The following is a 14,254-nucleotide window of genomic DNA, read 5'->3' on the forward strand; positions in this document are numbered from 1 at the left end:
AACGCAGATAGCGACACATTTAGCCCCTGAAAATGATTAAGTATTAATATGGGTTGGTATTATTACTTAAATAACGCCTTAAGCGCCGCTTTATTTTTTACAATATGCGCATTAATAGTGTTAACTTCTTCTAAAGAAATCGTTTTTTTGCTCATCATAAAATGCACATTATTTACGTTAATAGGCGCTACTTGCTCAACGGGTAAAATAGCCGTGTATTTATTAGCAAAATGGTGCGCCACTAACGAATCGTCTACTACAAAATCTACCCGCTTTTTATTTAATAAAGCAAAGCGTTTATCGGCATCGCTGGTAAGTACTATTTGCTTGTTATATTTATCGCTTAACGTTTTAAACGTGTGCCCTAAAAAGCTGCCGCGATTAACGCCGGCTGTTAAGCCTTTTTTAAATAACTGCTCTAACGAACTAATATTTGCCGAGCCAGCATGTTTATACAACAACATTACTTCTTCGCGATAAGGCAAACTAAAGTGGGCGTAAGCTTGGCGCTCACGGGTTTTACTTGCTGCAAACATTAAATCTACACGGCCGTGTTTTAGCTCTTCTAAGGCGCGTAAGGAGTTAGGTAATAACGTAAAATTTATACAAAAAGGGGAGTCTTTAAAAATGGTTTTAATTATATCTATTTCAACACCCGTTAACGTATTGTTTTTTAGTACCACATACGGCGGCCAGTAGCGCTCGTTGGTGCCTACATTAATGGTTTTATCGCATGCTTGGGCTTTAGCGCTAAATAACCCCAAACACGTTACCCACACCAATAAAAACACACGCGTACAGCTCAAAACATTCATTCAAACAGCGCCTTAAGTGCCGCTTTATTTTTAGTTATATGCGCGTTAATAATTTTAACCTCATCAGGCGTTACTGTTCTTTTGCTTAGCATTAAGTGTATTTGGTCTTTATTAATAGCGGGTACGGTAGGCGCTTTCATTAAGCTGTTACCACGCTTACTTAAATAATTGCCTACTAGCTCATCTTCTATTGCGTAATCTATACGCTGTTTATTAAGCATTTCAAAGCGCTTACTGGTTGCGCTGGTGTATTCTATTTGTTTTTTATGGCTTTTTTTATACTGCTCAAACTCTTCGCCGTAATAACTACCAAAGTTAGCGCCTATGGTTAAACCTTGGTTAAAAATATCAGCTAAGTTTTTAACCTTGTGTTGATTGTTTTTGTTTTCGTATAAACGCATTACCTCGGTGCGGTAGGCCTTTGTATAGTGAACGTATTTAGCGCGCTCACTGGTGTAACTTGCCGCCCAGCCTATGTCTATTCGGCCATGGCGCAGCTCGGTAAAAGCCCGTTTAGAGTTAGGCAGCATTTTTATTTCAAAACAAAAAGGCGAGTCTTTAAAAATAATAGTTAACGCATCCACCTCTTTACCCTGCAACTGGCCGCTAATGCCCATTACATACGGCGGCCAAAAAGCATCATGCGAGGCAACGCTAAGCGTTCTTTCGCAGGCAAGCACACCCCAAGAGGTACTAAACAACACACACAATAATAAGGTTATTAATTTATTCATTAAGTCTCTGAGGTAAGCTTTTTTTGTACGTTATTAAAACAGTATAACCTAGCAAAATAATATAATGGTGAAGGAATCATTAAAGTTGTAAAAAAATGTATATAAAAAGGAGAGGGTTTTACGATTGGAGAAATGATTAGTGCAAAATTCAATATAGTAAAAGCTGACTTCACAGTTGCGGCTACCTCACCCTGCATATAGTTTGCAGTTTATATACATACTAAGTAGTTATTCAGTGCAGGTGTTACGCAATCATAAAGACAGAAGGAGGATCTAGTTTAAAAAACTAAATCCTCAATACTTTTAGCATTCCTAAAACTTTTAGAGCCTTGCATGACATGATATGCCCATGCTTTTGTATTTTCTTGACTAGTGTGTTCTGGGTATAGCATTTGTAAAGTCATTTCAGTAGCTAATGTAGTTTCGCCCAACCAAGTAACTTTATCTAAAGAAAGAGTACCATCTAGATCTATTGGCTCATTGTTATAGCGGTTTCCACTTTCAACGGATATAAAAAACGCCATCCTAGCCAGTATATTAGGTGTTACTTTTGTTCTGCCCTTTAATCGTCTTAAAAATTCATCTGTTTCTTTGGTTAGCTTCATGCCTCTGTTAGGTAAAATCATATTGCGCTCACCTCTTCTTTTTCCCAAAAATATCCCGTTGAAACAGAAGATGTTTTTGTGACTTGATCAAAACTAATGTCATATTTACAAGAAATAGAATCTTTCATTTGGCCAATATATTGTTCATTTACTTCAGTATCGGTGGATAAAATAATGACCTGTTCAGAAGCATTCGGAAAATAATGTTGAACAAGCTTATCTCTATGATTTGAATCGAGCCTGCCTAAAGGTGTATCTATAACTACAGGTAATTTTTTACCAGAAACACTAGCAAGTGCATCCAACATAGCAATAGCAAAAATTTGCTTTTCACCTGCAGAAAATCCATTTTTATCGATGTTATTGCCGAAGTCATCTACCAAAACGACATTATAGCTATGAGGGTCAATACTAATATTTAGTTTAACATCTTCTTTTCTATTAAGTTTTTTATAAGATTCTATAAACTTAGTTTCAATTTCTGTCAGTTTTAATTTAACCAGTTCATTCGAAAACTCATCAAGTAAAGTAATAGTTCTACTTGCTCTTATAGCAGAATCTTCTTCGCCAAACGCTGTTTTCATTTCTTTTTGAAGCTTAACTAATTTGCTTGTTAAATCTTGAGCACTTTTAAACAGAGTTTTTGCGTCAAATAAAATCGCCTTATACTCTTTAACAAAAGTGCTTTTCTCTTTCTCTAAAACCCTTAATTTGTCAAAAGAAACTTGCAATTGTTCCTGCTCAGGAGCTCTTGATACATTTATTGAAGCATTTTCAATTGTGCTTTGTAGCTTTACTAACTCTAGTTTTAACTCTTTAGCATTTTGTGAAGAAATAAGTGCTTGCTGATTTACTTGTGCATGGAGTAATGCGCTTTGTTGTTCACTTAAATCAAAACTTATCAAGTTAGCCCCAGGTTGACTGTAGTCATCGGCGGCCTCTAATAATTGAGCTTTTAAAGCAAAAAAATCTTTTGAGCTATATTGATTTAAAAAGCCATCAAGCTGATTTTTAAAAGCTACTTTTTTGGCCGAGTCTTGCGTCTTTGTTATTTCATTAAGCAAAGTAGTTAGGGTTTTTTGCGCTAAGCTCAAAGCATAATCGCCTTCAAGTTCATGCTGTAAGCGGCTTTCAAGTACTGCTTTATTTTGAATATTAAGATCTATTGATTTCTGAGTATTTTCGCGGCTAGATGCCCAAGCTCCTCCTCCAGATAATAACTCCTGCTCTGCTAAAGTTATTTTGCTGTTGAGTTCTGTAATGCTGTTAAATATTAAGTCAGCTTCATTTCGCTTTAAAAGAGCTTTTGATAGTAATTCATCTTTCTCAGCTTCTAATTCATGATATTGCTCTTTTAATTTTTCTTCACTTGCTGCTATACCAGCTTTGCGCAGATAAATTCTTAAATCTTCTTTTAAACGAGTAACTATATCTAAGCCAAGTAAACGTTTTATTGCATGCTGTAAAATTATGCCTGAGTTATCTTCAGCAAGCTCAGCTATTTTCTCACCATCGAAAAAGACTAAATCAGCTATTCCCGCAGGGATCAACTCTATTAAGAATGCTTGAGCTTGCTCATAGTTAAGCTCAAACTTTTCTACACCATCTTCTACAATAACAAGTTCGTCAATTTTACCGTATTGCCACTGACGTTTTACGCAATAACTATAGCAAACACCTTGCCTTACATAATCAAACTCAAGCTCTAAATATGCTCTTTTATTATCAGTTTTACCGTCACTGTTATTAATAAGTTTTTGTAGTTCTCCAATAAATGCAGGATTTGAAAGGTTGCCTGAAAAAGCTTGTCTCCCTAGTAGGGCGAATCTTATTGCAGTCAAAATACTTGTCTTACCTGCGCCGTTTAAGCCGCCGAACAGAATAATGGGTTTATGTTTTTGAGGTTTTAAATCAATTTCATGTCTACCTGCAAATACTCTAAAGTTATTTAAACGTAGCTTATTAATAATCATTTTTATAAATCACTGTTTATAAGCGAGTCAATTCCGTCTAACTCAGCTTGAATTTCATTTATATCTTGTAGTAACGAATATTGTAAAACTTTCTCTGATTCGCGCTTTTGCTTTGCTTCATCTACACTGCCCCAGTCTTGGCGTAATATTTTATCTAAACGATTAAAAATGCCTTGGCGCTTGCCTAAACCAGATACACTGAGCTCTAAATCAATTAGCTTTTTAACTAGCTCGGCATCCACCTGATGAACGTGAGCCATATGATCTATCATTTCAGATTCAACATTAGTAAAGGTATTACCATCATCTTCCAAAAATTCAACAGGCCCATTGGGATATACACGTTTATAAATTTTAGGTAAGTCGTCGGCCCAGTCGGGTGTTAGCGGATCATTTCGCCATTGGTGACGTATTTCATGGAGTTCGGCTTCTGTAATTAATGAAACTTCACGGCCTTGCTCATTAATTTCTTTTTCCATGGTTAGTAGGTGTTCTAACCACTCTTTACGTAGGTGTAAAAAGTAAGGCCCATGAATAAACTCGATGTCTTTTTCTTCTTGCATACCGTGTTTAACGCTCACTTTACCGTCGCGTCTTCTGTTTTGGCGGTACAATCCTTTTACACTGGGCTCAGTAGTTGAGTGCAAAAAGTTTCTAAAAGAGGCCAAAGGTTGTAACCAAGTTTCACCGTTAGCTATAAGTCCATCAATTGCTTTATCCTTAGTAACAACAGTGCAGCTCCAACAACCAAAACGAGATTTACCACACCCAGGTGATGAGGCTGTTTCAACCAATGGGCACTCGCCACTAGTTGAGTTCGTACTATCATAAAGCTCCACTAAAGCGATATTGGAAGTACCCCAAGGTGTTTCCCAAGGGCCTAGTTCTTCATATTGCCCTGGCGCAATTTGTTGTCCTAACAGATGCCAAACCTCTTGTACTTGCCAATCTTTTATTGGAGCATACCGGCGATAATGAGGGTCGGTTTCATCAAAATACTCTTTGCCTGAATGATACTTTTCTAATATATCTTCACGGTTTTTACTTTCTTGAGAGCGAGAACCAATAACAACGATAGGAGCTTGTTCAGCGCTAAACTCAGTTTTAGCAAAGTCTTTAAAAGGGTTTAGTTTTATTTTTTCAGTACACCAACGGTTTAGCTTTAAATTAGGTGCAGGGTAACCACGCCCAAGTAAACGAGACCAAAATGTATCACTGGCCTTAGGGGTAATAATACGAGTTTCTATTGGCAAGTCAGTGATGCTAGCTGCCCTTTGCAATGTATTTAAAGCATGCAGTGCTTTTTGTAAGTAAATAGGCACTTCAGCTAAGGTATCGCAAAATACAACGTAAACTTTATTAGTACGTTGTTCAGGGCTTAAACCAAGTAGAGCTAAATACACAAGCGTTAATATAGCGGTTGAATCTTTACCGCCGCTAAAAGCTACAACCCAAGGTTGGTTTTCACGCATGTATAAATATTGAATCTCTGCAAGTTGCTCCTTTAAAGGGCGCTCGGCAAAGATTTGGTCTTCGATAAAATCCATGTAGTCATGGATATCGTCATAATTTTGAAATTCAAACATGATTACTACTAAACTCTTCTTCTAGTTTTTTATCATTGCCTTCAAGTTGTAAATCAAGAGCCTGCCTTAAAATATTAGCAGTGAGTTTAATATTACTAGAAGCTTTGGACAATTTTCCGTGGTGCAATGCTCTATTGTCCCATATAGGGTTGCTCTTTCGCCAATCTATTTTGCTTAACTTTTGCAGAACGTGCTGCCAATCTCTAGGGTGCTGAGCAATTAACGACTTACCCATACGCCCTAACGCATGCAAACCAATGCCATGAGCATGAATATACTCTTGCCTAAAATTAGCAGGAGAGAGCTCTTTATTATGTACTTGTTGCCATTCAGTTATAACGCCAAAACACGCTTGCCAAAAACTAACGGCAATTTGTAAATCACCATCTTCAAAATGTGACTTTGCATTTTTACTGAGGAGTATTTGGCTTGCTTGTTTAATACTACTTAAAGTGAATAACTTGGCACTTTTGGGCGAAACAGTCGATTGTTCCATTTCAGTAAAACCCACAAAAGGCTTTATCTCTGTTGCTAGGTAACGTGCAACACCTGCAGACGAATCCCTAAAATCATATAACGCACTAATTGAAGGGCTAGGCTTTACAGCATACTTATTTAAATCGGCAAACATTTGTTGGCTACGCTTCAAGCCTTCATCAACAAAAAATAACACAGATATATTATCTTGACCTAGCTCAGGCATTTCTTTTAATGCTTCTTCAATCGCGGCACGTCGATGTTGTCCATCATTAATCAGTATTTCAGCGTCCATAGGAACTTGTAATACACCTAAGTCGTGAGCTCCTTCATGAGGTATAAACCGCACTTCAGTACCAACAGATGCGGTTAGCGATGAAAACACATATTCTTTTGGGTTATCAACTAAATAACGAACCATTTCAGGGAGCCGTGTCCGATTTAAGGTACGTTGTGCCCGCAGTTCTGCAGGCACTTCTTCTTCATCAAATAAAAATATTTTAGGAATAATTCTAAGTGGGCAAGTAGCAATATAAAAAGGGCGACCTGCTTGTTGTCCTCTTACTGCTGGGAATGAATAGCAATATTTGTTTTCAAACATAATTAAATCTAGTTTGTTATTTTTAGCAAAGTATAACACTTTGAATGGTAACTTATAATCATTTGTTTGTTAAAAATAACAAAGCTTTTATTCATTCAGTTTGCATTAACTTTTTATTTGGGTGTTTGTTCCTTTTTCGACTTTGAATTATTTATAGTTATGATTTAATGAATAATAATCTAAAAAGGATATTTAAATGCCAACTAAAACAGATGTAAATAAAAATACTATTGAACTAAATCTTGATATGCCAACAGACGTTATTAGTCTTGGAAACAATCAACTTTTTCAGATTGACGCAAAAGCTTCTTTTGAACTAAAGATTAGTGGTTTTTTAAAAAATATAAAGTTGAAAAGTGAAGATGATAGTGAGCTCTTTTATGAGCGTGCTCATAATGCAATTACTATTTGCGGTGCTAGGGGGACTGGTAAATCTACATTTATAAGAAATATTTTAGATGATTTGGCTAATGACAAGGATGGTGAAAATTTAGTTTTACCAGTAATAGACCCTACTTTAGTATCTTCTAAAGAAAATGTTCTTGTACTAATAATATCATTGATCAAAACAAAGATAGACAAGTCCTTCCCTAATACAAATATCTCTAACGAAAAATATTCAATATGGCAAAAAACATTAACGGATTTAGCCGGTGGATTGTGTCAAATAGATGGTATAGGTGCTCAGACAAACTATGGGGATGAATGGGAAGATAAAAATTATGTTTTAGAGTCTGGCCTACAAAAAGCAAAGCAAGGTCTTAGCTTAGAAGTTGCTTTGAATCAGTTTATCAAATCGTCACTTGAACTAATGGGGAAAGAGGCTCTTGTTATTACATTTGATGATATTGATACTCAATTTGAAAGAGGATGGCCGGTCTTAGAAACTGTAAGAAAATACTTAACACACAAGCAATTAATAATAATAATTTCTGGTGATATTGATTTGTATAGAACTCTTATTAGAAGAGCTGTATTAGAATCCATAGGTGACACTGTTCTGAATTATGATAGACCAAATAATAAATTTCATAATCATCAAAATACTTGGGAAAGTGATCCTTTAATACAGAAAATTGATCGATTAGAAGAACAATATTTATTAAAAGTTCTTAAACCTGAGAATCGTATTCATATGAAGAGTCTACGTAAAATGGTTGAGGAAAAAGGTGACTCTTTGTCTTTTCAAGTTACTGCAGGACAGGGTAATAGTGAGAGTTTGCAAAGTTATCTTAATAAAATTTTTAATAAAATCTTAGGTAGAAATAATAAGAATCAGATTTATATCGATGCGATTCTCAGCTTGCCAGCTAGAACTATTTGGCAATTTCTAAAAACGACTCAAGAGCTCACTAAAGAGCAAAGTTACGAAGAGTTAAGAAATGCTCTTACAAATGTCAATCATAGACTGACGGATATATTTTCTTCAGCCCTATTATCACAAAATATTGATACAGATGGATTAATGAGCTCAACTTCATTTGAAAATAGAGTTTTTAATGCTTACTGGCATTGGCTAAGTGCAAATAAGCTACAGAACAAGCTAGAGCCATACTTACCAACATATGAACACTTTAATCAAAATCAGTTAGCAATTACTTTTTCATCTTTGACGGCTCTTACTAAGTATATATCGCCGAAAAGTTTTATAGCTTGCTCTTTAAGAAATAGTTCGGTTAATTTTATATTTCAATTCATTCCTAACATGGATAAAGAGCTGTTTGAATATCTAAACACTCAAAACTCACCGGAGCTATACGATTTTAGCTTACGTGCATCCTCTATTATTTCTCACTTATCGAGTAGCATGAGAGTATTGGCTATTAGTGTTCCGGATAACCAAAGTTTTACAATAAATAGTGCCTTGAAAAGGGTTTGGGGATACAAACCATCAAAAGACCCCAAGGGCAAAGAAAAACGAGTCATTCTAAAAGACTTTGTTGCAAAGATAGACTTTGAGAAGAGTCGCATTGAGGCACAGAAAAATATTTATCTTAGAGAGTATTGGAAAGTAATCGAATTACAAAATGATAAGTTATCTGGGCAAAAAGGTATTTTCAATAGGTTATCAGACTTACCTTCAACATTTGGTGGGCTTCCTAATTTAGTTCACTTACTGACTGTGAAAACAAACACTAGTCAAGGTGAACGAAAAAGCTATATTTGTTTTCCTTTGTTGATTGCTAGTATCGCTGAAATTTTAATAGTCGAAACAGAAGACGAGATTACAGAAAAATTAAAAGATCTTGTAGATAAAGAAATATTACCAAAGCCGGTGTTTCTTGATGATGAAGCAAGTCTAATTGACGATGGAGAGGAAGACGAGCTTGACTTCGATACAGAAGGAAAAAATACGTGGGGCCAATTTTTTGAAGCTTTAAGTATATGGATTGCTGAAACTAAAAAAAGGTTCCAAACAATTTCAGTTTCTCAACAAACTTTAGAGAGCGCCTTAAAAAGATATTATAAAAATGCGGATTCAATGTGCCAAGAGAATAGAAAGTTAGATCCCTACTTGGGTAACCTCTTACATCGTCATTTAATTGCTTTTTTAAGTGCATTACACTTTGAAGAGAATAAGCATTCACTTAATTCTAAAAAGTTAAATAGTAAATCCAATCCGACCTCGGACCGTGTATTTATCGAAAATCTTGGGAAAGATGAGTTAGAGAAGCAGAGCTCCTTAGATTTAAGCGAATACCCACTATTAGATGTTTTTTTATCATGTCCGTTGATTGGCGTCTTTTTATATCCATACTCTGAAAAGAAAGTCGTTCATTATCAAGGCATTAATTGGTTTAATACTCATGTGGCCCAATTTTATTCTTACACTGGTGCTAACCAAGAAAAACTAGATTACAAGTCTGCAATAACTGCAACATGGAAGAATAGTGATAATGAAGTAAGTTTCCATGGTCTGTGGGATATTCTCAATAGCGTACCACTTAACACTAGTGAAAAATTTAAGAATGTAGCAAGTATATTTAAAGAGGTCACAGTAAATAAAGAAGCGACTTCAAAACAAAAGCAAGATGATGAAAACGCAGTCGCTAATAAAAACGAATCCGATAATCAAAATGAAAACAACATACCAGACGATAATGAAAACAACACACTAGGCGATAAAAAATAATGCCTCAAGAGTTACTTAGAGAAAGTTTTCGAAACTCCGAAGCTCTAAGGCTTTATACTGAGAATGGCTTTATTTTACCAAGTCAGCTAAGTCAATTATTGTTTCAGGGGGTACATCGTCGAAATGCTAAACGACCGGATTACTTAATAAAAAATAGACAAAGCTTATTATTGAATACAAAAGGTAGTAGCCTATCAGACTTCCTACTTAAGGTATTAAGCAAGTTAGCTTCTCGATATGTAGAGCCAACTACAAATGGTCAACTTCTTGTAAAAACAGATTTATTTAGCGAGTGGCAAGAGTTAATCACAGAGGTACCGCCAATAATAGCGGTTGCCGAGTCTTTAAGAGAAAGATATGGTTCACCAAATATATTTAGCCGTACGGAATTACTTGATTACATTGAAAAAGTAATATCACCACAAGTTAGATATAGCGTACTACCTTCAATTAAAGATCCTAGATTAGATGAGTTGATAGAGCGGCTCCAGTTAGATGACTTACATGTTCATTTAAGCGGTTCAACAGAAATAGAGCAAGTGTGGAGAGTTGCACTTGAAAAGCCAAAAACATTTGCTAACACCCTGTTATGGGCAAAAGATAATAACTTAGTTAAAGAGCAGTATATTGCCGATGAATTGGGATTTAATCAAAGAAAACAGTTTAAACGATTAAGAACGGCTAAGCTTTTAAGGGGGGCATTATTAAAAAAAGTCTTTAGCCCTGATGAGAGTATTAATATTGTGAGTATTAATATGGCTGGAAGTTTTAATGCAATTGATACAGTCGAGCAAGATGGGTTAAAGGCTTTTGTACAGTTTAAAAACTTATTGAGTCATATAGATAAAAAAAATAAAACTCCATTAGCTGAGGAAACTTTATTTTTAATACTAATTTTTGACTACTTAAGTTCGCATAGAGACGATGATGAGTTTGCTCAAGCTCTTTATTATTATCTACTGCTAAAGTGTCAATTTATGCGATTAATTGTGCAGCAAACTCAAAATATAGGTTTTGAACAGTTTCAAAAAATTACTTTTAATCAGATGCGGCGCTCGGCCGAAGTTGAATTTGTTTCTCGTTTCCATCAATTTTCCTATAAAGAAAAAAGTGATATAGCTTTATTGGAGGGTCGTTATGCACCCAGTCTAAAACTAGAAGATAATATAGCTACGTTAAAGTCTATTTTAAAAGATTTTGATAAATTCAATAGTGAAAAAAAATCTAACTCGGCTAATAATACTGTTCCTTATGGTTTACTTGATTTACTGAGCTCTGCTCAGCAAAGTAGAGGGAGTCTTAAGCTTGGCTTACTTGCTCATTTTATAAAGAAACCAGATAGCAGATTGATAAAGCTAAAAAAAAGAGAGCATGATTTTGGCTGGACATGTAGGCAGTTCTCTCTAAGAAATGAAATAGAAAAAACTCGTCGAGCTATGGTTGCATTGACAAATAGGTATAGCGGGTTGAATGAATTTTTATTTGGCTTTGATGCGGCGTCTAATGAGTTAGATGCAGGACCTGAAACATTTGCACCTGTGTTTAGACGACTTAGAGCTGATGGTTATCACAATTTTACTTTTCATGCAGGTGAAGATTTTGTTCATCTATTATCGGGGATCAGAACTGTCGCCGAAGCAATCGACTTCTTAGAGCTAAAAACAGGTAATCGAATTGGTCACGGAACGGCAATTGGAATAAATCCAACACTTTGGCGTGACAGAATTGGTAGTACCCTTGTTATGAAGCAAGGAGAGAGATTGGACGACTTAGTATTTTCATATCGTATATTGTGTGAAAGTAATATTGAAGGACGCATATTGCATTTAATGGAAGGCGAAATTCGTAAACTTTCAGCAAAAATATATAAAAAAGGATATTCGGCACAAGATCTTTATGATGCTTGGAAATTACGCTACTTAGACCCTATTTTAGCTTTTGAATTAAAACGTGCGTGCAACAGTTACCTACGAGATGACATCCGCAAGGAGTTAGCGCATATTGAAACCATTAAAGCTGAGCGAGAAGTTGCTTTCGAGATATTCGAAAAATATCATGGTATTAATAACACGAACTATGTTTATGAATATGAAGAATTGATAGAAGTTGATCTTACTTGCCCTTGCGAAAAAGCATTTACATATGAAGTTTTTCGTATGCTACAAAAATATGTATTAGGTAAAATTAATCGTCGCCACATGGCTATTGAGTCCCTCCCAACAAGTAACGTACGAATTAGTTTTTATGAAAATCACAGTGAGCACCATATCTTTGATTGGTTAGGTGTAACCGAAGAAAAAGGCATGGAAGTGCCCGTTGTATTAGGTTCTGATGACCCTGGTATATTTTCAACAAATCTGCGTAATGAATATGCACATATTCTTATCGAGTTGGATAAACGTTTACCTCCTATGGATGCAATTGCAAAGTTAGAGCAAATAGTGCGTAACGGCAAAATCTGGCGTTTTAAAAAATTGAGCTATTAAAATGAAAAATGAAAAAGTAAAATATAAGAACTCACCCCAATGGCATGATTTTACAAATTATAAAACCTTTGAACGCCAATGTAGCAATTACTCTGATTATTTAAATAGTTACGTTAACTGGTTTGCTAAAAAAAGTAACGTTTGTCGTTTTGCAATGAAACAAGGGTTATTTTTAGCCATGTTCGCAGGCTCGTTATTTTGTATAAATAAATTTGAAGGCAGTTATGACGGTATTGAATTATGGCTTTTAGTATCGTTACCATGCTTAATTTTAACTATTAGTTTACTCCCTGACTTTGTTACAGATAGAGGCGTTATCAAGTCAAAATCTAACTGGTGTTTTATCACAATTTATTTTGTGCCAGCTTTATTAAAAGAACTGGAGTTAAATTGGGAAGCCTGTGTTATTCCTTTACTAGGTATTGGCTTAGGGATGACATTTATATTCTACTTAATAAATAGATTAGAGGGTTACACACGTGCGTGGTCGCGTTACAGGACAGCACAATATAAAGTATCTTTAATTAGCTGCCAAAAACAAACAGGATTACTCACTGAAAAACAAGCACTTTATCGTTTGCACCACGTAATAAATAGTGAAGTTGAATCACGCCATAAAGAGATTATTAGCGACTTACATTTTTTTGGTGATAAAGTTAATGGCTTGATCGGTAAACAAGCAAGCTTGTAGATATTTAAGGATGAATATGTCAAAAATGACGATTGTTGAGGCGGCAAAGGAGGCTCTTTATTTATTAGGAGCAGCAAGTAGCCTAAAACAAATTTATAGTAAGATTATGGAGCGTTCATTTTATAAGTTCGGTGCAAAAGATCCACTTGCTGTTTTGCGAGTTCAAATAGAAAGGCATTGTGAGCAAACATCGTGGTCTTGCGAAGCAAAAAATAAATTTTTTATAAAAGATGAAAAAGGTCTGTATTCGTTAGTTAGCTATAAACAGAAAATGCCTGTACCCGACCAAATAGCAGAAAGTGCTTTAGATAATTTGAGTTTAGTTAAAGAGCTCGCCAAAAAACTAAAACAGACAACAATTAACCATATTATTGATCATCTATATAGCTTAGAACCTGAAGAATTTGAACTATTTTGCCAGCGGTTCTTAGATAGGTATGGATTCGAGGATATGATAGTTACTCAACGCGGCCGTGACGGCGGAATAGATGTTCACGGTTACTTAGAAGTAGGAATTTCACAATTGCATGTTGCAGCGCAATGTAAACGTTATAAGCGCACTAATAGAGTGTCGCGTCCTGATATTTCACAGTTTAGGGGGGACATTCAGGGCGAGTACCAGCAAGGCATTTTTATAACCACTAGTGAATTTACAAAAGAAGCTCAAGATATAGCCTTCAAGAGAGGTTGTGTGCCTATTGTGTTAATTGACGGGCAAACACTTGCTGAGATAATGATTGACCGCGAAATTGGAGTAACAAGAAGTAATATTCCAATTTATGATTTTGAGATTGATTTAGTTTGAATTTGATACACGAAAACTCAAGGAATAAATATGTTTTTTAAGACAACGGTTTGGAGTTCGGGAAAGCCTAATAACATTACTGGTGCTGGTTTTGGCATAAGAATCCCAAAAGAAATTAAAGAAAATATTTTTAGTGAGCAATGGGGCCACGTATTAATCAAAACTAATAATAACTCCTTTAAAGTTGATATTACACCAGGCTTTTGGAACAAGTGTAATGAGCTGCGAAATCCACAAATAGGACTATGGTTAATTGAAAATAAATTAAACCATTGGAAAAGTGGTTTTCCTTCTGAGGTAGGGGTAGAGTACCTTGGCAGTCAAGACTTTAAGTTAACTACAATATAG

General features: G+C 35.4%; 11 protein-coding genes. 5 read left to right on the top strand and 6 right to left on the bottom strand.

The window, feature by feature from the left end; genetic code table 11:
- Positions 1–62: 62 nt before the first annotated feature.
- The 6 genes from AN395_RS03305 to dndB all read right to left on the bottom strand — a co-directional run bounded on the left by AN395_RS03305 (position 63) and on the right by dndB (position 6,791).
- A complete protein-coding gene (locus AN395_RS03305) occupies positions 63–815 on the bottom strand; it encodes an ABC transporter substrate-binding protein (protein WP_054982068.1) in 753 nt (250 codons plus the stop codon).
- Entirely contained in the window at positions 812–1,549 is a 738-nt protein-coding gene (locus AN395_RS03310) for an ABC transporter substrate-binding protein (protein ID WP_054982069.1), read from the bottom strand. Before AN395_RS03310 ends, AN395_RS03305 begins: the two co-directional genes overlap by 4 nt.
- Before the next feature lie 278 nt (positions 1,550–1,827).
- A complete protein-coding gene (gene dndE / locus AN395_RS03315; RefSeq protein WP_008129581.1) occupies positions 1,828–2,175 on the bottom strand; it encodes a DNA sulfur modification protein DndE in 348 nt (115 codons plus the stop codon).
- Positions 2,172–4,127 (bottom strand): DNA sulfur modification protein DndD, encoded by a 1,956-nt coding sequence (gene dndD, locus AN395_RS03320; protein ID WP_054982070.1) that lies wholly within the window; start codon positions 4,125–4,127, stop codon positions 2,172–2,174. The genes dndE and dndD overlap by 4 nt, the downstream gene beginning before the upstream one ends.
- A 2-nt stretch (positions 4,128–4,129) precedes the next feature.
- Positions 4,130–5,713 (bottom strand): DNA phosphorothioation system sulfurtransferase DndC, encoded by a 1,584-nt coding sequence (gene dndC / locus AN395_RS03325; RefSeq protein WP_054982071.1) that lies wholly within the window; start codon positions 5,711–5,713, stop codon positions 4,130–4,132.
- A complete protein-coding gene (dndB, locus tag AN395_RS03330; RefSeq protein ID WP_054982124.1) occupies positions 5,706–6,791 on the bottom strand; it encodes a DNA sulfur modification protein DndB in 1,086 nt (361 codons plus the stop codon). The genes dndC and dndB overlap by 8 nt, the downstream gene beginning before the upstream one ends.
- 196 nt (positions 6,792–6,987) lie before the next feature.
- Here dndB and AN395_RS03335 point away from each other — a divergent pair, with 196 nt between their 5' ends.
- Genes AN395_RS03335 through AN395_RS03355 form a run of 5 tightly spaced genes read left to right on the top strand, consistent with a single transcriptional unit; the run spans position 6,988 to position 14,254 of the window.
- Positions 6,988–9,924 (top strand): hypothetical protein, encoded by a 2,937-nt coding sequence (locus AN395_RS03335; protein ID WP_054982072.1) that lies wholly within the window; start codon positions 6,988–6,990, stop codon positions 9,922–9,924.
- Positions 9,924–12,410 (top strand): hypothetical protein, encoded by a 2,487-nt coding sequence (locus tag AN395_RS03340; RefSeq protein ID WP_157683945.1) that lies wholly within the window; start codon positions 9,924–9,926, stop codon positions 12,408–12,410. Before AN395_RS03335 ends, AN395_RS03340 begins: the two co-directional genes overlap by 1 nt.
- Before the next feature lies 1 nt (position 12,411).
- Positions 12,412–13,101, top strand: coding sequence for a hypothetical protein (locus AN395_RS03345; RefSeq protein ID WP_054982074.1), 690 nt, complete (start codon positions 12,412–12,414; stop codon positions 13,099–13,101).
- Between the two features lie 16 nt (positions 13,102–13,117).
- Positions 13,118–13,906: a restriction endonuclease gene (locus AN395_RS03350; RefSeq protein WP_235576543.1), complete on the top strand. Its 789-nt coding sequence runs from the start codon at positions 13,118–13,120 to the stop codon at positions 13,904–13,906.
- A 30-nt stretch (positions 13,907–13,936) separates the two neighbouring features.
- On the top strand, positions 13,937–14,254 hold the full coding sequence (locus tag AN395_RS03355) for a hypothetical protein (RefSeq protein WP_054982075.1): 318 nt from the start codon (positions 13,937–13,939) through the stop codon (positions 14,252–14,254).

Origin of the sequence: Pseudoalteromonas sp. P1-30, from assembly GCF_001400005.1 — a bacterium.
Lineage (GTDB): Bacteria > Pseudomonadota > Gammaproteobacteria > Enterobacterales > Alteromonadaceae > Pseudoalteromonas > Pseudoalteromonas atlantica.